The 21,086-nt window shown below is 62.5% G+C and carries 21 protein-coding genes and 1 pseudogene; 11 read left to right on the forward strand and 11 right to left on the reverse strand.

The features are described from left to right. The first annotated feature begins 239 nt into the window (after positions 1–239). Positions 240–1,787 (forward strand): helicase HerA-like C-terminal domain-containing protein, encoded by a 1,548-nt coding sequence (locus tag CK226_RS06535; protein ID WP_095791371.1) that lies wholly within the window; start codon positions 240–242, stop codon positions 1,785–1,787. 62 nt (positions 1,788–1,849) lie between these two features. Here the strand turns inward: CK226_RS06535 and CK226_RS06540 are convergent, their stop codons facing one another. Together CK226_RS06540 and CK226_RS06545 are read right to left on the reverse strand one after the other, a co-directional pair. Next, the gene (locus CK226_RS06540) at positions 1,850–2,680 is read right to left on the reverse strand and encodes a L,D-transpeptidase (RefSeq protein ID WP_095770796.1); all 831 of its coding nucleotides are present in this window, start codon (positions 2,678–2,680) and stop codon (positions 1,850–1,852) included. Positions 2,681–2,854: 174 nt separating this feature from the next. Beyond that, a complete protein-coding gene (locus CK226_RS06545) occupies positions 2,855–3,514 on the reverse strand; it encodes a haloacid dehalogenase type II (protein WP_095770795.1) in 660 nt (219 codons plus the stop codon). A 154-nt stretch (positions 3,515–3,668) separates the two neighbouring features. Between CK226_RS06545 and CK226_RS06550 the strand changes: the two genes are divergently transcribed. The 4 genes from CK226_RS06550 to CK226_RS06565 all read left to right on the forward strand — a co-directional run bounded on the left by CK226_RS06550 (position 3,669) and on the right by CK226_RS06565 (position 6,881). Further along, positions 3,669–4,547: a branched-chain amino acid aminotransferase gene (locus CK226_RS06550; protein ID WP_095770794.1), complete on the forward strand. Its 879-nt coding sequence runs from the start codon at positions 3,669–3,671 to the stop codon at positions 4,545–4,547. Positions 4,548–4,725: 178 nt separating this feature from the next. Next, positions 4,726–5,325 (forward strand): superoxide dismutase, encoded by a 600-nt coding sequence (locus CK226_RS06555; protein WP_095786539.1) that lies wholly within the window; start codon positions 4,726–4,728, stop codon positions 5,323–5,325. A 161-nt stretch (positions 5,326–5,486) separates the two neighbouring features. Then, positions 5,487–5,924: a cytochrome c gene (locus tag CK226_RS06560; protein WP_095770792.1), complete on the forward strand. Its 438-nt coding sequence runs from the start codon at positions 5,487–5,489 to the stop codon at positions 5,922–5,924. Between the two features lie 9 nt (positions 5,925–5,933). Continuing rightward, positions 5,934–6,881 (forward strand): cytochrome c, encoded by a 948-nt coding sequence (locus CK226_RS06565; RefSeq protein ID WP_095791372.1) that lies wholly within the window; start codon positions 5,934–5,936, stop codon positions 6,879–6,881. A 7-nt stretch (positions 6,882–6,888) separates the two neighbouring features. On the opposite strand, the gene CK226_RS06570 is transcribed toward CK226_RS06565, so the two are convergent. The 3 genes from CK226_RS06570 to CK226_RS06580 all read right to left on the reverse strand — a co-directional run bounded on the left by CK226_RS06570 (position 6,889) and on the right by CK226_RS06580 (position 10,177). Further along, positions 6,889–7,278: an SET domain-containing protein-lysine N-methyltransferase gene (locus CK226_RS06570; RefSeq protein ID WP_095791373.1), complete on the reverse strand. Its 390-nt coding sequence runs from the start codon at positions 7,276–7,278 to the stop codon at positions 6,889–6,891. Between the two features lie 152 nt (positions 7,279–7,430). Beyond that, positions 7,431–8,057: a LysE family translocator gene (locus tag CK226_RS06575; protein ID WP_095791374.1), complete on the reverse strand. Its 627-nt coding sequence runs from the start codon at positions 8,055–8,057 to the stop codon at positions 7,431–7,433. Continuing rightward, positions 8,054–10,177, reverse strand: coding sequence for a S9 family peptidase (locus CK226_RS06580; protein ID WP_095786535.1), 2,124 nt, complete (start codon positions 10,175–10,177; stop codon positions 8,054–8,056). The genes CK226_RS06575 and CK226_RS06580 overlap by 4 nt, the downstream gene beginning before the upstream one ends. A gap of 116 nt (positions 10,178–10,293) precedes the next feature. On the opposite strand from CK226_RS06580, the pseudogene CK226_RS06585 reads away from it, so the two are divergent. Both CK226_RS06585 and CK226_RS06590 read left to right on the forward strand, forming a co-directional pair. Then, a pseudogene (locus CK226_RS06585) lies at positions 10,294–10,660 on the forward strand (SH3 domain-containing protein). A gap of 447 nt (positions 10,661–11,107) precedes the next feature. Further along, positions 11,108–11,533, forward strand: coding sequence for a MucR family transcriptional regulator (locus CK226_RS06590; RefSeq protein ID WP_095791375.1), 426 nt, complete (start codon positions 11,108–11,110; stop codon positions 11,531–11,533). Positions 11,534–11,615: 82 nt separating this feature from the next. Here CK226_RS06590 and CK226_RS06595 read toward each other — a convergent pair whose 3' ends face one another. Both CK226_RS06595 and CK226_RS06600 read right to left on the reverse strand, forming a co-directional pair. Beyond that, entirely contained in the window at positions 11,616–12,044 is a 429-nt protein-coding gene (locus tag CK226_RS06595) for a SufE family protein (protein WP_095770788.1), read from the reverse strand. Positions 12,045–12,144: 100 nt separating this feature from the next. Further along, a complete protein-coding gene (locus tag CK226_RS06600) occupies positions 12,145–12,495 on the reverse strand; it encodes a DUF5330 domain-containing protein (protein ID WP_095791376.1) in 351 nt (116 codons plus the stop codon). A gap of 533 nt (positions 12,496–13,028) precedes the next feature. Here CK226_RS06600 and CK226_RS06605 point away from each other — a divergent pair. The 3 genes from CK226_RS06605 to CK226_RS06615 all read left to right on the forward strand — a co-directional run bounded on the left by CK226_RS06605 (position 13,029) and on the right by CK226_RS06615 (position 15,995). Continuing rightward, positions 13,029–14,777 (forward strand): HAMP domain-containing sensor histidine kinase, encoded by a 1,749-nt coding sequence (locus CK226_RS06605; RefSeq protein WP_095791377.1) that lies wholly within the window; start codon positions 13,029–13,031, stop codon positions 14,775–14,777. Continuing rightward, positions 14,752–15,564: a peptidoglycan-binding protein gene (locus CK226_RS06610; RefSeq protein WP_095791378.1), complete on the forward strand. Its 813-nt coding sequence runs from the start codon at positions 14,752–14,754 to the stop codon at positions 15,562–15,564. The genes CK226_RS06605 and CK226_RS06610 overlap by 26 nt, the downstream gene beginning before the upstream one ends. A gap of 83 nt (positions 15,565–15,647) precedes the next feature. Further along, positions 15,648–15,995, forward strand: a complete 348-nt coding sequence (locus tag CK226_RS06615) for a DUF1491 family protein (protein WP_095770784.1) — start codon at positions 15,648–15,650, stop codon at positions 15,993–15,995. Here CK226_RS06615 and CK226_RS06620 read toward each other — a convergent pair. Further along, positions 15,973–17,007 (reverse strand): hypothetical protein, encoded by a 1,035-nt coding sequence (locus CK226_RS06620; protein ID WP_095770783.1) that lies wholly within the window; start codon positions 17,005–17,007, stop codon positions 15,973–15,975. The genes CK226_RS06615 and CK226_RS06620 overlap by 23 nt on opposite strands. 210 nt (positions 17,008–17,217) lie before the next feature. Between CK226_RS06620 and CK226_RS06625 the strand changes: the two genes are divergently transcribed. After that, the gene (locus tag CK226_RS06625; RefSeq protein WP_095770782.1) at positions 17,218–17,403 is read left to right on the forward strand and encodes a hypothetical protein; all 186 of its coding nucleotides are present in this window, start codon (positions 17,218–17,220) and stop codon (positions 17,401–17,403) included. A 131-nt stretch (positions 17,404–17,534) separates the two neighbouring features. Here the strand turns inward: CK226_RS06625 and CK226_RS06630 are convergent, their stop codons facing one another. The 3 genes from CK226_RS06630 to CK226_RS06640 all read right to left on the reverse strand — a co-directional run bounded on the left by CK226_RS06630 (position 17,535) and on the right by CK226_RS06640 (position 20,943). Further along, positions 17,535–18,104 (reverse strand): DUF1254 domain-containing protein, encoded by a 570-nt coding sequence (locus CK226_RS06630; RefSeq protein WP_095786531.1) that lies wholly within the window; start codon positions 18,102–18,104, stop codon positions 17,535–17,537. Continuing rightward, complete coding sequence (locus CK226_RS06635) at positions 18,097–18,681, reverse strand: DUF1214 domain-containing protein (protein WP_095770780.1); 585 nt, start codon at positions 18,679–18,681, stop codon at positions 18,097–18,099. Before CK226_RS06635 ends, CK226_RS06630 begins: the two co-directional genes overlap by 8 nt. Before the next feature lie 111 nt (positions 18,682–18,792). Further along, the gene (locus CK226_RS06640; RefSeq protein WP_095770779.1) at positions 18,793–20,943 is read right to left on the reverse strand and encodes a penicillin-binding protein 1A; all 2,151 of its coding nucleotides are present in this window, start codon (positions 20,941–20,943) and stop codon (positions 18,793–18,795) included. Positions 20,944–21,086: the final 143 nt, after the last annotated feature.

Below are 21,086 nucleotides of genomic sequence, written 5' to 3' on the forward strand. Positions count from 1 at the left end.
AATGCGCATCCCGAGCCTGAATTCGATCCACCTGATATAGGTCGGCTTGCATGGACGAACCATGAACGATTGCCAAACACCAGCAAAATCCGCAAGTTCCAAAATCCGATTTCGACGATAGGCCTGATCGGGACGGTTGGCCCCGCTCTGGACAATTGGCATTGTCGCTGTGCAACAGCCTCACTATACCTTCGGGCAAAGGCTGGCTTTTGACACATCAGTTTGCGGAGACCCGACATATGGCTGACGACACCAGTATTTTCATCGGCGCCAGCCGCAAGCCCGACGACAGCTATCAGCGCCCGGAGCAACTGCTGCTGCAATATGGGAATCGCCACGGCCTGGTGACCGGTGCCACCGGCACCGGCAAGACCGTCACCTTGCAGATCCTGGCCGAAGGTTTTTCGAATGCCGGCGTGCCGGTGTTTTGCGCTGACATCAAGGGCGACCTGTCCGGTATCGCGATGATGGGCACGGCGCAGGATTTCCTGGTCAAGCGGGCCGCGCAGGTCAAGCTCGACCCTTACGACTTCCAGGAATTCCCCGTCATCTTCTGGGACCTGTTCGGCGAGCAGGGCCACCCCATCCGCGCCACCATTTCGGAAATGGGACCGCTTCTCCTGTCGCGGCTGATGAACCTGACCGACGCGCAGGAGGGCATCATGAACATTGCCTTCCGCATTGCCGATGAAGAAGGCCTGCTGCTTCTCGATCTCAAGGACCTGCAGGCGTTGCTTGCCAACATCGCCGAGCGCGCCGAGGAGATCAGCGCGCGCTACGGCAATGTCACCAAGCCATCGGTGGGTGCCATCCAGCGCACGCTGCTGGTGCTGGAGCAACAGGGCGCGGCCAACTTCTTCGGCGAGCCGGCCCTGCGCATCTCCGACATCATGCGCACCACGCGTGACGGCAGGGGGGCCGTCAGCGTGCTGGCCGCCGACAAGCTGATGATGAACCCGCGCCTCTACGCGACCTTCCTGCTCTGGCTGATGTCGGAGCTGTTCGAGGAACTGCCCGAGGTCGGAGATCCCGACCAGCCGAAGCTGGTGTTCTTCTTCGACGAGGCGCATCTGCTGTTTGACGAGGCGCCGAAGGTGCTGATCGACCGCGTCGAGCAGGTGGTCCGCCTGATCCGCTCGAAAGGCGTCGGCGTCTATTTCGTCACGCAGAACCCCCTGGATATCCCGGAAAAGGTGTTGGCCCAGCTCGGCAACCGCGTCCAGCACGCGCTGCGCGCCTATACGCCGCGTGAGCAGCAGGCGGTTCGGACGGCGGCGGAAACGTTCCGCCCCAATCCGGATTTCGACTGTGCCATCACCATCACCCAGCTCGCCACCGGCGAGGCGCTGGTCTCGACGCTGGAGGCCAAGGGCGTGCCGTCCATGGTCCAGCGCACGCTGGTCCGGCCGCCATCCTCGCGGCTTGGACCCATAACCCCCGCCGAGCGGCAAAAGCTGATCGCGGAAAGTCCGGTCACTGGCCAGTATGATCAGGTCATCGACCGCGAATCGGCCTTCGAGATCCTGCAGAAAAAGGCCAAGGACGCACAGGACGCCGAGCAGCAGGCGCAGCAGGCAGGCACAGGCGGCTCGCGCTGGACCATACCGGGTTTCGGCAATGACGATCCCACGCCGCAGTCCGGTGGCCGACGCGCGCCGGCGCCGCGCCCCTCCAATCGCCAGACCGTGGCGGAGGCAGCGATCAAGTCGGTGGTGCGCTCGGTCGGCTCGTCGGTCGGACGCGCGATCGTGCGCGGGATTTTGGGAAGCCTATCGAGAGGCCGTTAGACCTTAGCGCCGCGCGTTCTCTTGAACGCGGGGCCCTAAGCATCTGTATAGGCGATGTCGGATCAGAAGATCGCGTCCGTCACCGCCTTGACCGGGCCGAGCAGCACCGATCCGTCCGGCACGCCGGCGTCGATCGGGATCGCCTTGTGGTTCGCCGTTGCCGCCGCCGCCATTGGCTGGCTGGCATCGCTGGTCACGATCACAGGGGTTTTCGAGGGCACGCGGTCATAGAGGTCGATGATGTCCTGGTTTATCAGGCGCACGCAGCCCGACGACACCGACTTGCCGATCGACTTCCATTCCGGCGAGCCGTGTAGGCGGTAAAGCGTGTCCACATTGCCCTGGAAGAGATAGAGCGCGCGCGCGCCGAGCGGGTTCTTCAGCCCGCCAGGCATGCCGCCATTGTCGGCGCTGTATGGCTTCAATTCCGGCTGCCGGGCGATCATCTCATCCGGCGGCGTCCATTTCGGCCATTTCTGCTTCCACTGGACGACGGCGTCGCCCGACCATTCGAAGCCGGCACGGCCGAGACCGACGCCGTAGCGGATGGCCTGGCCGCCCGGACGAACCAGATAGAGGAAATGGCCCGTCGTATCGACGACGATGGTTCCCGGCTTCTGCCCGGTCGGGTCGGGAACGATCTGGCGCAGGAACTGCGGATCGATCCTGTCGAAGGGGATGGCCGGCAGGTCGAAGCCGCCATCGCTGACGGCCGCGTACATCGACGCATAGTCGGCGAGCGGCGGCTCGACATAGGTTGGCGGCGGAGGCTCGACCGGTCCCGGCCCGGTGGTGGCGCATGCAGAAACCGCGATCGATGCGGCGCCCAATGCTGCGGCGTTGAGAAAGCCGCGACGGCTCAGGCGATAGGATTCGATTTCGGTTATGGACATGGCTGCCTTCTTTAGGACTCAAATTGCAACAAAGCGTGAATACGCTTGCCGCCACGCGGGTGCCTGACAACACCTGAGGCGATAGGCGGTTCCGATTCTGGCCCGAACGTGGACAAACAAAGGCGAAGCTGTGACTGCGCCGCCACTGTGGCGCCTGGGTCACAGCTCGACAGCTCAGGCGGTGACCAACGCCTCGAGGGTCGGCAGGATCAGGGCCGGCGGAAAATCCCGGTATTCCTCGGGCTGGTTGGAGCGGTTGATCCATACGGTGCGGAAGCCGAATTTGGTGGCGCCGGCAATGTCCCAGCGATTGGAGGACTGGAAGGACACCGCGCCGGGATAGAGGCGCCAGCCTGTGGCAACCATGTCATAGACCGCCGGGTCGGTCTTGAAGCGCCGCACCGTATCGACCGAATAGATGTCGTCCAGAACCTGATCGAGCGCGGCCGATTTGACCGCCGCTTCCAGCATTTCGGGCGAGCCGTTCGAGAGGATCGCCAGTCTGGCTCCGGAGGCCTTGAGTGCCTTCAGCACTGCCGGTACCTCCGGGTAGCAGTCCAGCCGCCAGTAGGCTTCCAGCAGTTTTGTCCTGAGGCCGGGATCGGCGGAGGGGACCTTGCGCAAGGCGAAGTCGAGCGCCTGCTCGGTCAGCTGCCAGAAATCGGCATAGGCGCCCATCAGCGAGCGCACCCAGGAATATTCGAGCTGTTTGGCGCGCCAGATTTCGGACAGCAATTGGCCGTCCGGGCCGATCCGGTCGGCATGCCGGCGCACGGCGGCATGCACGTCGAACAACGTGCCGTAGGCGTCGAAAACATAGGCGGCGTATTGCATGGCGACAGTTTTGAGGCGAGGCGAGGCAAGGTGCAAGCCTTGATTGCACCGCTGCGCCGCTGGCATCAACAAAACTCCCCAATGCCCGTTGACGGCGACGGCCAAAGCATCATCCAATGTTGTCACACAAGATTGATCGGAACGGGATAACGCGATGACACTGGCGGCAGCGGCGCAATCCGCGACATGGACTTTCGTCGACGGCGACTGGTACGAGGGCAATGTCGCCATTCTGGGCCCGCGCAGCCACGCCATGTGGCTCGGCACCAGCGTGTTCGACGGGGCACGCTGGTTCGAGGGCGTGGCGCCCGACCTCGACCTCCATGCCAGGCGGGTGAACGCCTCGGCGATCGCGCTCGGCCTCAAGCCGAACATGTCGCCCGAACAGATCGTCGGGCTGACCTGGGACGGATTGAAGAAGTTCGACGGCAAGACGGCGGTCTATATCAGGCCGATGTATTGGGCCGAGCATGGCGGCTACATGGGCGTGCCGGCCGATCCCGCTTCGACCCGTTTTTGCCTCTGCCTCTATGAATCGCCGATGATCTCGCCGACCGGGTTTTCGGTGACGGTGTCGCCGTTCCGGCGCCCGACGATCGAAACCATGCCGACCAACGCCAAGGCCGGGTGCCTCTATCCCAACAATGGCCGCGCCATCCTCGAAGCCAAGATGCGCGGCTTCGACAATGCTTTGGTGTTGGACATGCTGGGCAACGTCGCCGAGACCGGAAGCTCCAACATCTTCCTGGTCAAGGATGGACACGTGCTGACGCCGGCGCCGAATGGCACCTTCCTGTCCGGCATCACACGCTCGCGCACGATGACGCTGCTGGGCGAGTACGGATTCAAGACGACGGAAAAGACGCTGTCGGTGCGCGATTTCCTTGAAGCGGACGAAATCTTTTCGACCGGCAACCACTCCAAGGTGGTGCCGATCACCCGCATCGAGGATCGCAATCTGCAACCCGGCCCGGTGGCCAAGAAGGCGCGCGAGCTTTATTGGGATTGGGCGCATTCGCCGTCGGCCGGCTGACGCGCTGGTTCGGCCTTTTTGTGGCTGCGCGCTTCGCCGCAGGAAAACCGTGTGACAGTTTTCCGGAACCCGCCTAGAAAGGGAACCGGCGCTTCACTTCCGGAGTTGTTCCAGCTCAATCCAGTCCTATCTTAATCCGGTATCCACACCGGATTTTTTCCACGAGGGAGTACTACCCATGGCTTTTGAATTGCCCGCTCTGCCCTACGACTATGAGGCCTTGCAGCCTTACATGTCGAAAGAGACGCTGGAATATCACCACGACAAGCATCACAAAGCCTATGTCGACAATGGCAACAAGCTGGCTGCCGAGGCCGGAATGGGCGATCTGTCGGTCGAAGAGGTGGTCAAGCAGTCGTTCGGCAAGAATGCCGGTCTCTTCAACAATGCCGCGCAGCACTACAATCACATCCATTTCTGGAAGTGGATGAAGAAGGGCGGCGGCGGCAACAAGCTGCCGGGCGCGCTGCAGAAGGCTTTCGACAGCGATCTCGGCGGCTACGACAAGTTCAAGGCTGATTTCATCGCAGCCGGCACGACGCAGTTCGGTTCGGGCTGGGCCTGGGTTTCGGTCAAGGACGGCAAGCTGGCGATCTCGAAGACCCCGAACGGCGAAAACCCGCTCGTTCATGGCGCGTCGCCGATCCTCGGCGTCGACGTCTGGGAACACTCCTATTACATCGACTACCGCAACGCCCGCCCGAAATATCTCGAGGCATTCGTCGACAGCCTGATCAACTGGGATCATGTGCTGGAGCTCTACGAAAAGGCGAAGTAGTCGACAATCAGAAAGGCCCCGGCAATCCCGGGGCTTTTCTTTTTCTGTGCCGATATCAGTGGCTGCGAAGGCCCGGAAAAACCATCCAAGCAGAGGGAATATTCCCTCCGCCGCATCCGTTAACGTCGTGTCCCAAATACCTTCATCACGGAGCCAAATGAATGAGAAAGCTTGTCATCGCCATCTCAATGCTCGCCTTCGCCGGTTCGGCGGCCTTTGCCGATCCGATCATCGACCGGCAGGCTCTGATGAAGGAACGCGGAAAGATCGTCGGCGGCTTGGCGAAGGTCGCCAAGGGCGAGGACTCCTTTGATGCCGGCGCCGTGCTGACGCAGCTGCAGGCGTTGCAGGCGAATGCCGAGAAGTTCGACGTCGATGCGTTGTTCCCGAAAGGCAGCGATGCCGGCGACACCACGGCGGGGCCGAAAATCTGGGAAGACACGGCCGGCTTCAAGGCCGCCGAGGACAAGTATCTGTCCAACGTCAAGGCTGCGGTCGCGGCGGCTCCCGCCGATGTCGACGCGCTGAAGGCGCAAGTCGGCGCCATCGGTTCGGATTGCGGCACCTGCCATCAGGGCTACAGGGTCAAGAAGGGCTGATTGCCTGATATGGCATGGCTGAAGAAGCTCGTCGGCACGGCCATCATTCTGGGCGGCGTCGGCGCGGTCGGCGGTTGGCTGCTGTCGGCGTCGGTCAAGCTCGATGCCGCGGCCCTGGCGCAACTCGGGCCGGGCGACGCGATCAAGGGCAAGCGCATTTTCTATGCCGGCGGCTGCACCTCCTGCCATGCGAAGCCGGGCTCGCAGGGCGATGCCCGGCTTCAGCTGGTCGGCGGCCTCCAACTCAAGACGCCGTTCGGCACCTTTGTCCCGCCCAACATTTCGCAAGACCCCAAAGATGGCATCGGTGCGTGGTCGGTCGACGATCTCGCCAACGCCATGCTCAAGGGCGTTTCGCCGTCCGGCGAGCATTTCTATCCGGCCTTTCCCTACGCGTCCTATGCCCGCATGAAACCGTCGGACATTGCCGATCTCTATGCCTTCCTGAAGACGCTGCCCGCCGTCGCCGGCAAGGCGCCGGACAATTCGCTCAGTTTCCCCTTCAACATCCGTCGCGGCATCGGCCTGTGGAAACGGCTCTATCTCAACAACCAGCCTGTTGTTGCGTTGGCCAGTAGCGCACCTGATCCGGTGGTAGCCGGCCGCTATCTGGTCGAGGGGCCGGGTCATTGCGGCGAATGCCACACGCCGCGTGACTTCGCAGGCGGGACGAAGAAAGGCGACTGGCTGGCGGGTGCCGTGGCGGCCGAGGGCTCAGGCATCGTGCCCAACATCACATCGGGCAAGGGCGGCCTCGCCAATTGGTCGGAAGCCGACATCGCCAACTACCTCGAAACCGGCTTCACGCCCAATTTCGATTCCGTCGGCGGCGCGATGGTCGACGTCCAGCGCAACATGGCCGAGCTGACAGCAGGGGACCGGGCCGCGATCGCCGCCTACCTCAAGGCTGTGCCGCCGCATCCAAACGGTTATCCCGCGCGCAAGCCGGCGAGTTGATTGTCGATTAGAGGTGCCGATCGCCGAGGAAATCGAATCCCGTCTCGAAGAAGTGGTTGTAGTTGCAGGTCAGTTCCTCGCCGGGTGCGATGTCGCGCAAGGCATAGGTCTCCTCGGGTGAGGAGACATCGCAATTCGGCTCGTCGTCATGGTTCATGTAGCGGGCGTCGTCGGCTTCGAAGACGATATAGGCCGGATCGCGCCGGTCCGGGTAGGAATAGCGGTCGAGATAGTTCTTCACCGGCCCGCTCTCGCCCTCATAGGTTTCGACGTCGATGATCCGGTCGAAGCGGGGGTCGAGCTTCCAGATCAGCGTGCCCTTGGGGATGGGGTGCTTGGCAAAGACGCCGATGCCCTGGATCGGCGATTTGTCGAGATAGACGTCGACGAGCAGCATAATGGACCCTTGTGCGAGTGCGGGCTTCGTCGCCCGGGAAAGTCGTACCTTGGGTTAACGCGCGACCATCGCAATTGCGAGTGGAAATGAGCAATGCGGAATTCAAAAAGTCATGATTGCCAAATCCAAAAGTGAACGTGCTATCCGGAGCCTCAGCGTTGCTGCAAGGCCAGGCGGACGCCCAAGGCACAGTAGATGCCGCCGACAACCTTGCCCTGCCATTTCAGCACGGTCGGATTTCTTCGCAGGAAACTGCCGAGGCGCCCGGCGCTCACGGCAAAGGCGACCGTGCTGAAAAGACCCAGCACAACAAAGATAATTCCCAATACGGCCATTTGAAGCATCACCGTTCCGTTTTCGGGCCGCACGAACTGAGGCAGGAATGCCAGGAAAAACAGCGCGGTCTTGGGGTTGAGCACTTCGGTCAGGACAGCCTGCCGAAACGCCTTGCCGGCCGAGATCGCGAGCGCGCCGGCGGAGGGGTCGGTCGGCGTTTTCTCGATGATGGCGCGAATGCCGAGGTAAACGAGGTAGGCCGCGCCGATGTATTTTACGATGCTGAAAAGCGTCGCCGACGTGGCGATGATCGCCGAAATGCCGACCATCGCCATGACAGTGTGAAATATGTCGCCAGCGGCGATCCCGGCGCCGGTCGCGATCCCGACCTTCGTTCCCAAACTCGTCGCCCGGGCGATCGTCAACAGCGTGGCCGGACCCGGGATAAAGACAAAGCCGAGCACGACGGCGATATAGGCAATCAACGTGGACAGATCGATCATTTGAGCGTCTCCTCGGCAAGCCGCGCCTTTCCCGTCACCTTCAGCGCGAAGGAATAGGTATAGGCGATTTCTTCCAGGCGTGAGAACCGGCCGGACGCGCCGGCATGGCCGGAATCCATGTTGATCTTGAACAGCACCGGATTTTCGCCGCTCTTGCGGTCGCGCAGCCGCGCCACCCATTTGGCCGGTTCCCAATAGGTGACGCGCGGATCGGTGAGGCCGGCGAGCGCCAGGATCGGCGGATAGTCGAGCGCCGCGACATTGTCGTAGGGCGAGTAGGCGGCGATGGTGCGGTAGTCATCGGCCGACGCGATCGGATTGCCCCATTCCGGCCATTCCGGCGGCGTCAGCGGCAAGGTCGCGTCGAGCATGGTGGTGAGCACGTCGACGAAGGGAACTTCGGCGACGATGCCGCCAAAACAGTCCGGCGCCATATTGGCGATGGCACCCATCAGCATGCCGCCGGCCGAGCCGCCTTGCGCGACCATGCGGTCATGCGCGGTATAGCGCTCGGCAACGAGATGGCGCGCACAGGCGATGAAATCCGTAAACGTGTTCATCTTGTGCGCCCGCTTGCCGTCATCATACCAGCCGTAACCCTTGTCCTTGCCGCCGCGGACATGAGCGATGGCGTAGACGAAGCCGCGGTCGACCAGCGACAGGCAGTTGGTGTTGAAGGCGGCCGGCACGGTGATGCCGTAGGAGCCGTAGCCGTAAAGCAGGCAAGGTGCCGATCCATCGAGCGGCGTGTCGCGATGATGCAGAAGCGAGATCGGCACCAACTCGCCATCGGCGGCGGGCGCCATCAGCCGCCTGGTGACATAATGGTCCGCATCATGGCCGGATGGGACTTCCTGGGTCTTGAGCAAGGCCCGTTCGCGGGTGCGCATATTGTAGTCGAACACCTGCGCCGGCGTCGTCATCGACGAATAGGAAAAGCGCATGATCTCGGTGTCGTATTCATAGGAGCCCGACAGGCCGAGCGAGAAAGCCTCCTCATCGAGAGACAGAAGATGCTCTTCGCCACTGGTGCGGTCGCGCACGACAATGCGCGGCAGTCCCTCTTTGCGCTCGAGCCGGACCATATGGTCCTTGAAGCCGATCACCGACAGGATCAGCCGGCCCGGTTCATGCGGCACCAGCTCCCGCCAGTTGGCGCGGACCGGATCGCTTGCTGGCGCCGTCATGATCTTGAAGTCCTTGGCGCCGTCCGCATTGGTCAGGATGAAGAAGATGTCGCCGCCTTCCTCCATCTCATATTGAAGGCCGGTCTCACGCGCCGCAACCAGTCTGGGTTCGGCAAACGGATCGCTGGCGCTCAACAGGCGATATTCCGAGGTCTCGTGATCGTTGATACCGATCATGATCCATTGGTTGTCGCGGGTGCCGTCAACATTCATGAAGAAGCCCGGATCGGTTTCCTCATAGATCAGGCGGTCGGCTTCAGGGTCTTGTCCAAGCGCGTGGAACAGCACCTTCGAGGGCCGGTGGTTGGGGTCGAGGCGCGTATAGAAGAACCCGTCATTGCCAGCGTCCCACACGCCCGAGCCGCCTGTCGCGGGAATCCGGTCCGCCAGGTCCTTGCCATCGGCAAGGTCGCGCACGCGCAGCGTGTAGAACTCGGAACCCTTGTCGTCGAAGGCCCACAACAGCCTGCGGTGATCGGCCGAATGGTCGACACCGCCGAGCCGGAAATAGGGCTTGCCTTGCGCCTCGAGGTCGCCGTCGAGCAGGATCTGCTCGGTTCCGCCCGCGCGCGGCATGCGGAAATAGCGCGGCTGCTCGCCGCCGAGCTTGAAGGAAGACCCATAGGCATAGGCCCCGTCCTTCATCGGAACGGAAGAATCGTCTTCCTTGATGCGGCCCTTCATCTCCTTGAAAAGCTGCTTCTGCAGGTCTGAAGTATCGGCCATCAACTTTGACTGGTAGGCATTCTCGGCTTCGAGTTCGGCGCGGATGCCGGCATCGAGCAGGGAAGGGTCCCGAAACATCTCCTGCCAGTTGTCGGCCCGCAGCCAGGCATATTCATCGGTTCGCGTGATGCCGTGATGCGTGTCGTAAACCGGCCGCTTCTGCGGTGTCGGCGGGCTGACGATCGGAAATCGGGAAGTCTCGGTCATTGCGTCTCGCTTGGGAGCTATCTTGAATGATGAATGAACACGCCGATCAGCGTGGGTTCAAGGGTCCGTAACGTGGAGGTGTGTCGGCTCCATGAGGTGGGCCGGGAGGAAGGATGATGACTATTCGATCTCGGATCGCTGCGACTTTCGCCGTTGCTTCGCTGACTCTGGTCTTTGCCGGCCAGTCTCATGCGACCGTATTCGCGGCTTGGCAAGTGGCCAATGTGCCGTTCGGCGACACGCTCAACGTGCGCAAATATCCCTCCGGCATCTCCCAGAAGCAGGCCGCATACCCGAACGGGGTCATCCTGCAGATGACCGGGCGATGCACCGGCGGCGTAAACCTGCTCGACATCGCCAATCAACCGGCATGGAAGCCACCAGACGGTTCGCTATCGCTGGTGCGAGGTCTGGCACGACCCGGCCAAGAACGGCGCTTTCGTCATCGGCTGGGCCTATGGCAAGTACATCGCCCCGTATTGATCGACGGTCGTCGATTGATCGTGATGCGGCCGGCGGGACATGTCGCCTGGTTGTCCGCGAAAAAGATGAGAGGCAACCTATGGTTTTGTGGACAGATGTGAACAACCAAGATTGACGGCGCCCTGGCAAAGCAAACCAGAGCATTGAAAATTGCTTTGTGAGTTATCGCGAATGTAACGCTCAGCTGACGTAACGTCAGGCGGAACCGGTTTGGCGAACGAAATATCGAAAAATTACATGATGCACGAAAGATTGAAGCTGACTGGCGAATAGTTGATCAACTTTCCTAAATATAATGCAAAGGGAGAATTGACTTACTTGCTCCATGGTCGCATTGATGTGCCCACGACACGAATCGTAGAAACACTACCTGCTCAAAATTCGTGCGATGCCCTGCCTGTAAAAAAGGGCGCATACCGACGTAACTCTTGTTGGGGCCTGAAGATCATGGATATTGTCGAAACACCTTCCAGAAACAACGATGCGCTGATCGAGCTGACCGCCGATGTGGTGGCCGCTTATGTCAGCAACAACCCCGTGCCGGTCGGCGAATTGCCGAACCTCATATCCGATGTCCATGCCGCTCTCGGGCGTGTGGGCGGAATCGCCGAACAGCCCCCTGCCGACAAGCAGAAGCCGGCAGTCAACCCGAAGCGCTCGGTTCATGACGATTACATTGTCTGCCTTGAAGACGGCAAGAAATTCAAGTCGCTCAAGCGTCACCTGATGACCCACTATGATCTGACGCCGGAGCAGTATCGCGAAAAGTGGAATCTCGACCCGAGCTATCCGATGGTTGCTCCGAACTATGCGGCAGCCCGCTCGCAGCTCGCCAAGAAGATGGGCCTTGGCCGCAAGCGCAAGGCGCGGTAGTCGCTGTTCCCTCAGGTCGAACCGACATCGACGGCGCCTTCGGGCGCCGTTTGATTTTGCGGAACAGGCTGGCCGGAGGGCGTCAGGCGGTCTGCTTGAGTGCCATCTCGGCATCGCGCTTGATGCGCTTGACCATCGAGCGAAGGCCATTGGCGCGCTGCGGCGACAGGTGCTCGTCCAGGCCAAGTGCCTTCAGCGTCGCTTCCGCATCGGTTTTCTGGATTTCGCTGGCGGTCCGTCCGGAAAACAGCGCCAGCATGATGGCGACCAGACCGCGCACGATATGAGCGTCCGAATCCCCCGTGAAGGTGATGACCGGATCGCTGCCCGGTCCCTGTTCGGTGGTCAACCAGACCTGGCTGACGCAACCCGGGACCTTGTTGGCGGCATTGCGCTCCTCATCGGGAAAGGGAGGCAGCGCCTCGCCGAGCTCGATGACGTAGCGATAGCGGTCCTCCCACTCGTCAAGGAAGGAGAAGTCGTCGCGGATCGTCTGGATCGTGGTCGTCATAACCCGGATATAGTCACGCGGCGGCCCCGCGTCACGGAAAAAACAAGGACACCGCGGGCGTCGAGAGGGCAGACGGCCCGCGGTGCGCCGCCAAGACGGCTTAATTCTTGACCGGCAGGTTGACGGTCTCGGGCAGGACGATTTCTTCCGCCACGCTGCCCGTCATTGTCGAGGTATCGGGGCCGGTGGACTTGTCGTCCAGCATGGCTGCCGCGATCTTGGCGGTTTCCTTGGCACGCGCGGTGATGGTGTGCATCGCCGACTTGCCCGTCTCACAGACGTCGGGCTTGCGCTCGCAGATGCCGGCAATGTCGCCCACCGCGTCGCGTGCCGCGAACAGGGCCTGGATCGGCCCGACGCTTTCCTGCCCCGGCTCGTCGGAACCGACACTCAGCGGCAGCGCCAGCAGCACCAGTGAAAACCAGAAAGCCATTCTTATCAGGAAGAACATGCCTTGCCTCTCGTCGTGACCGGATCATGCATCATATGGCATGACCTCTTTTATGGGCAGGATGTTGGCACACAGGCGCAAAGGACGGCTTGCGCGCACAGCGACAATTTTCCTCAAATTTTAGGCAAATTCGAAACGAAGCGTTTTGCCATGGATTTGTTTCATATCGGGACGATTTTGGTTACCTCTTGATAACTATGTATCCTGCTGTTTCCATTGGATTCTTTTGGAATTCGGCCGGTTCTCTTCTAGTCCATGATCCGGTGACGGCAGGCGTTCGCAGATAACCCTCCATTTACTATGGCGGCATTTGCCCGGGTTTTCGGCCGCCGCGATCCCGATATTTGCCACGGGCCGGGCTTTGGTCGGCCCTGCCTTATCCATTCCTTAAACGCTGGATGAGAGTTTCGGAGCCAATCAAAACAATCTGCATAAGCAGAGCTGTTCACGACGAGTGCGAGTGCGTTGAGTTGATGCCGATCAAGGCCAGATACGCTGAATTGCCTGGCGCGATTGCCGCCGGTTGCGAACGTATGGTCCATCCCTCCATTCTCGGGCAGAGCGGCCGCGAGCGCCAACGCCGTTTCATCGGTGTCATGCTGGCAGCGCCATTCTTCGCCGCCGGTGCCGCTGTCACGCTGGTCACATCAGGCATGGGCGCCGCTGTGACCATGGCCGCCATCTTCGCCGCCTTCGGTCTGTGCTGGTTCGTCGCCTTGCTGGTGGCGGCTACCGGCAAGATGCCCGTGGCGGCACCGATCGTCCTGGCGATGGCGGCTGTTGCCCTTGGCGGTCTGATCGCGGCCGCCGGCGGGTTGAGTTCTCCCGTCGCCGTGCTTGCCGTGGCGCTGCCCTTCGAAGCTTGGTGGATCGGCGCTTCGCGGCGTGCGGCCCTGTGGGGAGCGGTCTCGGCCATTGCCGCCATTGCCCTTCAGCCTCTGGCTGCGGCCTTCTTGCCCTTCGCGGGCGCGCAGATCGCGGCCTGGCACTGGCTGGTGCCGCTGGCCTGGGCGCTGACGCTGATCCCGCGCCTGTCGCCGTTTCGCGATGGCGCCGGTGCGGCCGATACACTCGATACCGGCGATCGGCTGGAAGACATCATCGACGCGGTGATCCTGCGGGTCGCCCGCCATGGCGAGGTGCTCGATGCGTCCGCCAAGGCACGCACGCTTTTGAAACTGCCGCCGGAACTGCTTTCCGGAACCGGCTTCTTCGACCGTGTCCATCTGTCGGACCGTGTCTCCTATCTCAGCGCCCTGGCCGACATGCGCGATGGTGCTGCTGCGCGCCGCCTCGAGTTGCGCGTCAGGCTGCCCCAGAACGGCAATGGCCAGAATGACACGCGCTCGATGGCCGACAATTACCGGCCATTCCTGCTCGAACTGCTGCGTGGCGAGGAGCAGAGCGACGTCTTCACGCTGGTGCTGCGGGAGAATGACGAGACTGCCCGGCTGCGTGAGGAACTGGCGCAGGCCAATGAGGCGGCGGCCGCCGCGGAAGTGGCCAAGGGCCGGTTCCTGGCGGTGGTCAGCCATGAGTTGCGCACGCCGCTGAACGCCATCATAGGCTTCTCGGACATGCTGCTGCATGAGATGTTCGGCGCCTTCAAGGATCCGCGCCAGAAGGAATATGTCACCCTGGTGCGGGATTCAGGGCAGCATCTTCTGGCCGTCGTGACATCCATACTCGATGTCTCGAGGATCGAATCGGGTGCCTACACGGCGGACCCGGAGCCATTCCGGTTCATGGAAGCCGTCGACATGTGCCAGTCGATGATGCGGCTGCAGGCGCAGGCCAAGAACATCGACCTGCAGACGCAGATCGCTCCCGACGCCGGCGACATCAATGCCGATCGCCGCGCCGTGCAGCAGATGCTGATCAATCTCGTCTCCAATGCGATCAAGTTCACGCCCGACGGCGGCAATGTCGTCGTTGGCGCCAAGCGGATCGGTTCGCGCCTGCATTTCTGGGTCAGGGACACCGGCATCGGCATTGCCGAGGAGGATTTCGCCAATCTCGGCAAGCCCTTCACGCAGATCCAGAACGACTATACGCGCCGTTTCGAGGGGACCGGGCTTGGCCTTTCACTGGTGAAGGGGCTGGTGGCGCTGCACGAAGGCACCATGTCGATCGAAAGCATGCCGGGCGAGGGCACCACGGTGACCATCAGCCTGCCGGTCAACGGGCCGAAGGGTCGCCCGGCGAACGAGGCAGGGGTGCTGACGATGCCGGTGACGAGGGCGAAAGGGGACAGAAATGGCTCGCTCCGCAAAACAGCCTAAACCGGTCAAACGCCGCAGCAACGCCTTCCAGGACGGCGCCATAGCCGTCGGCGGGATGATTTCGCGCAACCCCGTCCTGGTGGGCGGATCGACGGCATTCCTGGTGACGCTGTTCTATGTCTCGGCGAATGCGCTGTGGTATCAGCCTTTCCCGCATGCCGGGGCGTTCTTCGCCACCCGCAATTTCCAGGGGTTTCCGCACACTGCCTCCGACGAGCCGGAGACGACGATCAACATCGTGCGGCCCAATGCGGTGCCCGCACCGATGAAGGGCGATCCGGTGGTCGAGCAGGTGCAGGGCATATTGAAGGACCTCGACTTCTATTCCGGCACGGTCGACGGCATTTCCGGCCCCAACACGCGCAAGGCCATACAGGCCTACCAGCAGAAGGTCGGTCTCAACGCTTCGGGCGAGATCGATGCCCTGTTGCTCGATCAGCTTGGTGCAACGCCGAAGACCGCCTCCGTGCCCAAACCGCAGCCGCGCCCCGATACGCAGGCCGCCGTTCCGGTGTCCCTGCAGACAAATTCTGGACAAACGAATTCCGGGCAGGCGAATTCCGGGCAGACGGATGCCGCCCAGGCCCAGGGACCGGACCCGCGCATCGTCAAGATCCAGGCCGGGCTCAAGGCGTTCGGCAATGACGACATGCGGCTGGATGGTGTCGTCGGCGCGCGCACCAAGGCGGCGATCAAGGAATTCCAGTCGCTGTTCGGCCTGCCGCAGACCGGCGAGCCCGACGAGATCGTCTACGTCAAGATGCGCGAGATCGGTCTGACCAATTGAGGTCCGACCAACGAGGCCGAAACGACGGCTCGCCGAGCGGCGGAATTATCGCTAGATAGCCCGCACGCTTTCGGAGCTTTCTCATGCGCGTCACATCGGATCTGTGGGTTTCTGCCTTGCTGCGCCGCGTTTTCGGCGCCGGCGGATTTGCCGCCGTGGTCAACCGCGGCGCGACCGAGGCCGGTGCTGTTTTCGTGCTGACGCGGGGTAGGCTGGGTGACGTCGCCCTCTACGGGCCGGCGCCGCAGACAAGCTACGATTCGGCCAAGCCCGACGACCGTTTCTTCAGCCTTCTCACCGCCGGCGATGATCCGGCCGTGCTCGATGCCCGGCTTGAAAGGGAAAAGAAATTCGATCCCGATATCTGGGTGGTGGAGATCGAGGCCGGCACCGTTCCCGTCGAGGAGCTTATTTCCGTGAAGACGCCCTGAGGGTGGGAGCGGTGGCATCGTCGCTGTACGACGCCTGGCGGCTGTCGCTGTTTGCGGGCGACGCATCACGAACCATTCTGGAGAGGGCCTCGGCCTTCCATCCCCGTACCCGGTCCAGAGCCACATCGCGATGTAGCAGGCGATAGCGGTCGAGATAGGTACGGATGGCCTGGGGATGCGGGAACAGGCTGGGATAGATGGCAACCGTGATCAGGAAGGCCCTGTCTTCGCTGAAGTCGAGCGAGCGCAGCGCCGCGAGCAATGATGCATAGTTCTGGCCGGCAGTCAGCGAGCGTGCGGTCGAGAAATCAATGTCGAGTGCGTCCGCAAGCGCGGTCTGGAAAAACGCGGCGTTTCCCGTCAGCGCCGTCTCGCGCAGTTTGACATAGGTATCCGAGCCGGGAAACGCATCGACCCTCGCCGCCGATGCTTCGTCGCCGGTGCGCATCATCGAGCGCAGCCTGCGCCGCGCATTCTCGGCGGCAATGCCGGGAGACTGTTGGCTTGAAGCATTGTCCTCGGCAGCTTCCGCATCCGCGGCTGCGACGGTTGGCGGCGTCGAGGCTTGCACGTCCGGTTCTCGCACCCGCACCAGTGTCGGCCGTTCGAGCGCCCTGATCAGGTCGGCAATGGTCGGGTTCAGGCCCTTGCGGCGCGCTATGGCGCGCGCATGCGGCAGGCCGTGCCTGCCGATCAGCGCGATGAGGTCGATATCGCTGACGGCGCGTGAGCGGATCAGCAGCGGCGCGGCAATGTCGACCGGTTCCTCGCAGAGGCGCCGCACGAGTGCTGCGGGCGCATATTCGCATTCGGAAAGGGCGGCGGCGACGTACCGTCGCGATTCGACGGACACATCGTCGAACAGCGGCAGCGTCAGGTCTTCGAGCTGGCCGATCTCGCGCCGTGACGGGCGGGTCAGCGAGCAGAACGCCGACACCGCGGCGCGGAACAGCCTCTCGGCCTTGCCCGATTCCGTCCGTATCGCGATTTGCCTGAAGTCCGAAGATGACACGAAGGATACCCGATACTCGATACACAGCCTTGGCCACGCTCAACCGGGACCGTGTCGGTTTCGCGATTGCTCCGGTCAGAACCGCCTGACCTCAAGACAAAGTTCAAGTTAGCGGTGATCCGTTAGCGCTCCGTTAACCCTCTGCCGGCCTTAATGATATTTGGAGGCGTTGCGTTGTGCTCCGGGGAAACCGAGAGGAATGCGCGAATCATGGGCATGGTACTGTCTTTCGTGCCGCGTGCGGCACCGACCAATCGAGCCAAGCAAACCACCGAAATACCGGCGGCGGTGATCATCTTTCCCGGCATCCGTTATGAGCGGTCCAGCACCGGCGAAGTTCGGCCCGCCGGCCCCGACAAGCCGGGATCGCCACGGACGCCGGTGCCGCACCACTGAAGCCGCGGCCTAGTCCGTCAGGCCGTCAGTTCTGCGCCTCTGGCCAGAGCAATTCCAGGAAAAGTGTGAAGCGGTTTTCCCGGGAAAAGCGCGCAGTGCTTCCCTGGGGAATTGCGCCAAAGACAAAGGGTCTAGAAATCCTGCAGCTCGCAGGAACTCTGGTCGAGAAAGCGTGACACGATCGGCTTCCAGCTGTCGTCCGGAACGAAGCTTCGGATGACGAAGATGCCCTCGTCGATCGGCGCTTCGACGAAGATCGCTCCCTGTAGGTCCTCGGGCAAATCCTTGCGCACATCGATCATCTGCGCCGGCGTCAGCACCACGGCATCAAGCTTGCCGTCGCTCGCCGTATGATCGTTGAAGGAATAGATGTTGTGGCCGTTGCGGTCATAGACCGACACCGACCAGAAGGGGACGTTCCCCGGCGCCTTGATCCGGACCATGCCTTCCTCGAGATCGAACCGGCAGGCCGCGGCGTAGAACAGCGGGTCGACCGATTTCACCACCGGCGCGCCGCCCGCCTCGGCATCGAGCCGGTTCATCCGGTAGAGGTCGGATGCCATGGACAGTCGCGACCAGGCATCGCGTTCCGAAAATTCCGGCACCAGAAGCAGCACCACGATGTGGACGATGCCGGCACCGACCAGACCGAGCAGGACGGCGTGAAAAAGACGGCGCAGCGCGGCCAGGACATTACGCATCGCAGCCGGCCTTCACGATCCTGGGCAGCGAGACGTCCGACAGGCCGGTGCTGCTGGCGATCGGCGTGTCGTAGAAGGTCAGGACGAAATACATCCGTCCGGAACCATTGGTCAGAAGCCAGTTGCCGGGCATGGGGTGATGGCCGACCGAGATGGTCACCGAATTGTCGGCCTGGCGCAGTACCTCGTAGGATTGAAGCGCGGCAAGCCGCGGCTTGCCGGTTTCGACGACGCCGAGCGATTGATCGGCGGCATAGAGCGTCCAGAAGCGGGCGGTCGGGAATCCACCCTCTATCCTGTAGCTGCATTCCCGCTTGAGCTGGTCGCCGGCAGCGTCATTTTCCGCGACGAAGGACAGGCCTTCGGCGCGGCCGAGCGCAAGCACGCCCTCGCGCGCCACGCGAGCCTTCGAATAGGGATCGGCTGCTGGCGTGCCGATGTCGGGGAAGGCCGTCCATTGGCCGATGCGGATGGCGCCGACACCGTCCTGGATCTTCAGCGCATACCAGACGCTGGCGCCGCCGCCGCCAATGGCTATGGCAAGCGAAAGCAGCATCAGGAAGGCGTTCTTGAGCATGAAGGGCCGCGTGCGCGAAGGATTGCCGTTCGGGGATATCGCGGCGCGGGGCCTCGTGGCAAGCGGGCGCGATGGATTTGCCTGTTGGCTTGCTCTGCGCCGAGGCCGAAGTCACAGCGCCGAGAGCGTTTCGGGCGAGGCGGCGTCGAGTTTGGGCGCGGATTGGAACAACTGCGTCATGTCCCTCAGCGTCTGCGTGGTCCGGCTGGACAGCACCGCCGGGCGTTCGGCGGCCGCGTCGGCCGCGGCCTGTTCCTCGCCCTTCTTCTGCGCTTCGGCCGCCTTGGCCGCGATCTCCTCGTCGATGAACGGCTTGTCGATGCCGGGGATCGGCTTCAGGTCGATGTTCTGGTGCGCGTAGACCATCAGGCGCTGCCACACCATCGCCGGCAGCGAGCCGCCCGTCATGTTCTTGGTCGGGGTGAAATCGTCGTTGCCCAGCCACACGGCCGCCGTGTAGTTGCCGGTGAAGCCGACGAACCAGGCATCACGATAGGATTGCGTCGTGCCGGTCTTGCCGGCGACGACGATGTTGGGAATTTGCGCGCGCCGCGCCGTGCCCATCACCGGCACGGCCGCCAGCATGGTGTTCATGGATTTCAGCGCCTGCTCGGACAGCACCCGGTGCGGGGGCGGCGCATCCTTGGTCCAATCATACACCACGTCGCCGGTGCGGGTGACAAGCTGGGTGATGCCATGCCTGGAACCGACGAAGCCGTTCTGGGCGAACACGCTGTAGCCCGTCGCCTGGTCCATCACGGTCATGCCCGAAGTGCCGAGCACCATCGTCTTGTGCGCCTCGAGCGGCGATTCCACGCCCATCGCCTCGGCCATCGCCTTGATCGGCGCGATGCCGAGATGGTCCTTGGCCAGCCGCACCGGTACGGTGTTGATCGACTTGGCCATCGCCATGATCAGCGTGATGTTGCCGGCCGATTCGCCGCTGTAATTGTGCGGTGACCAGTTGCCCCAGCTGATTGGCCCGCCTGAAATGATAGAATTGGGCGTAAAGCCGTGTTCCATCGCCGTGGCGTAGACATAGGGTTTGAAGGACGAGCCGGTCTGACGCAGCGCCTTGGTGGCGCGGTTGAACTGGCTGGCGCCGTAGTCGCGGCCGCCGACGATGGCGCGGACCGCGCCATTGGTCTCGATGACCACCACGGCACCTTCGGTGACGTTGTACTCCTTGCCGAACTGGCGCAGGTGGAACTCGACGGACTCTTCCGCGGCCTTCTGGATGTTGGCGTCGAAGGTGGTGTGGGCAACCAGCGAATGCTGGCCGGGCTTGGCGATCTTCTTGACCTCGTCGAAGGCCCAGTCGAGGAAATAGTCGGGGCTTTTCTGTTCGCCGCGGTCGACGACGTCGGCCGGATGCAGCCTTGCCTGCAGCACCTGGCCCTCGGTCATGAAGCCGGAATCGACGAGGTTCGACAGCACCACATTGGCGCGTGCGCGCGCCGCCGGCAGGTTGATGTGTGGCGCGTATTTGGTCGGCGCCTTGAACAGGCCGGCCAGCATCGCCGCCTCGGCGAGATTAAGATCCTTGACGCTCTTGCCGAAATAGAAGTCCGCCGCCGCCTCGATGCCGAACGTGCCGCCGCCCATATAGGCGCGGTCGAGATAGAGCTGCAGGATTTCCTTTTTCGACAGATTGGCTTCGAGCCACAGCGACAGGAAGGCTTCCTTGATCTTGCGCTCGAAGGTGCGCTCATTGGTCAGGAACAGGTTCTTGGCCAGCTGCTGGGTGATACTTGAGCCACCCTGGACGACCGAATTCGCCCGCACATTCTCGAAGATCGCGCGTGACAGGCCGAGTACGTCGATGCCGTAGTGGTCGAAGAAGCGCCGGTCCTCGGTGGCCAGCACCGCCTTGATGACATGGTCCGGCATCTCGTCGACCGGCACGGAATCGCGCTGGATGATGCCGCGCTGGCCGATCTCATTGCCATAGCGGTCGAGGAAGGTGACGGCGAAGTCGCCTTGGGCGCGCCAGTCGCCGGCCGTGTCCTGGAACGCCGGAATGGCCAGCGCCAGCATCACCACCACGCCGCCGGCGCCGAGCGTGAAACCCTCACTCAAGATCTCGATGATGCCGCGCCGCCAGCCCTTGAGACGGAAGCGCCGCGAGAAGATCGTCGCCGCTTCCCAGAACTGCCGCGCCTTGAACCCGATCTCGTAGAGCGAGGAATCGATCCAGGCGTCCAGCGCCAGAAGGCGCGACGCGATCGGACCTCTTCTCTTGCGCGGTTCAGGGCTGACCATTCAAAAACCCGGCTCGGCTGTGGCGTGACCTGAAAACCGCAAGCCGGCAATTTCAGGGCAGCGCCCTGTCCCGACTATTCATCCATTTTGTGGGTGCCACAAGGGCTGCGAGGACACAGCTGCGAGGTTTGTCGACGAGAGGG

Origin of the sequence: Mesorhizobium sp. WSM4311, assembly GCF_002295115.1 — a bacterium.
In the GTDB taxonomy this organism is placed as follows: domain Bacteria; phylum Pseudomonadota; class Alphaproteobacteria; order Rhizobiales; family Rhizobiaceae; genus Mesorhizobium.

What these genes read in the sequence shown, in the direction of transcription:
- CK226_RS06535 (WP_095791371.1), top strand. Translation starts at nt 240, where the DNA reads ATGGCTGACGACACCAGTATTTTCATCGGCGCCAGCCGCAAGCCCGAC.
- CK226_RS06540 (WP_095770796.1), bottom strand. Translation starts at nt 2,680, where the DNA reads ATGTCCATAACCGAAATCGAATCCTATCGCCTGAGCCGTCGCGGCTTT.
- CK226_RS06545 (WP_095770795.1), bottom strand. Translation starts at nt 3,514, where the DNA reads ATGCAATACGCCGCCTATGTTTTCGACGCCTACGGCACGTTGTTCGAC.
- CK226_RS06550 (WP_095770794.1), top strand. Translation starts at nt 3,669, where the DNA reads ATGACACTGGCGGCAGCGGCGCAATCCGCGACATGGACTTTCGTCGAC.
- CK226_RS06555 (WP_095786539.1), top strand. Translation starts at nt 4,726, where the DNA reads ATGGCTTTTGAATTGCCCGCTCTGCCCTACGACTATGAGGCCTTGCAG.
- CK226_RS06560 (WP_095770792.1), top strand. Translation starts at nt 5,487, where the DNA reads ATGAGAAAGCTTGTCATCGCCATCTCAATGCTCGCCTTCGCCGGTTCG.
- CK226_RS06565 (WP_095791372.1), top strand. Translation starts at nt 5,934, where the DNA reads ATGGCATGGCTGAAGAAGCTCGTCGGCACGGCCATCATTCTGGGCGGC.
- CK226_RS06570 (WP_095791373.1), bottom strand. Translation starts at nt 7,278, where the DNA reads ATGCTGCTCGTCGACGTCTATCTCGACAAATCGCCGATCCAGGGCATC.
- CK226_RS06575 (WP_095791374.1), bottom strand. Translation starts at nt 8,057, where the DNA reads ATGATCGATCTGTCCACGTTGATTGCCTATATCGCCGTCGTGCTCGGC.
- CK226_RS06580 (WP_095786535.1), bottom strand. Translation starts at nt 10,177, where the DNA reads ATGACCGAGACTTCCCGATTTCCGATCGTCAGCCCGCCGACACCGCAG.
- CK226_RS06590 (WP_095791375.1), top strand. Translation starts at nt 11,108, where the DNA reads ATGGATATTGTCGAAACACCTTCCAGAAACAACGATGCGCTGATCGAG.
- CK226_RS06595 (WP_095770788.1), bottom strand. Translation starts at nt 12,044, where the DNA reads ATGACGACCACGATCCAGACGATCCGCGACGACTTCTCCTTCCTTGAC.
- CK226_RS06600 (WP_095791376.1), bottom strand. Translation starts at nt 12,495, where the DNA reads ATGTTCTTCCTGATAAGAATGGCTTTCTGGTTTTCACTGGTGCTGCTG.
- CK226_RS06605 (WP_095791377.1), top strand. Translation starts at nt 13,029, where the DNA reads ATGGTCCATCCCTCCATTCTCGGGCAGAGCGGCCGCGAGCGCCAACGC.
- CK226_RS06610 (WP_095791378.1), top strand. Translation starts at nt 14,752, where the DNA reads ATGGCTCGCTCCGCAAAACAGCCTAAACCGGTCAAACGCCGCAGCAAC.
- CK226_RS06615 (WP_095770784.1), top strand. Translation starts at nt 15,648, where the DNA reads ATGCGCGTCACATCGGATCTGTGGGTTTCTGCCTTGCTGCGCCGCGTT.
- CK226_RS06625 (WP_095770782.1), top strand. Translation starts at nt 17,218, where the DNA reads ATGGGCATGGTACTGTCTTTCGTGCCGCGTGCGGCACCGACCAATCGA.
- CK226_RS06630 (WP_095786531.1), bottom strand. Translation starts at nt 18,104, where the DNA reads ATGCGTAATGTCCTGGCCGCGCTGCGCCGTCTTTTTCACGCCGTCCTG.
- CK226_RS06635 (WP_095770780.1), bottom strand. Translation starts at nt 18,681, where the DNA reads ATGCTCAAGAACGCCTTCCTGATGCTGCTTTCGCTTGCCATAGCCATT.
- CK226_RS06640 (WP_095770779.1), bottom strand. Translation starts at nt 20,943, where the DNA reads ATGGTCAGCCCTGAACCGCGCAAGAGAAGAGGTCCGATCGCGTCGCGC.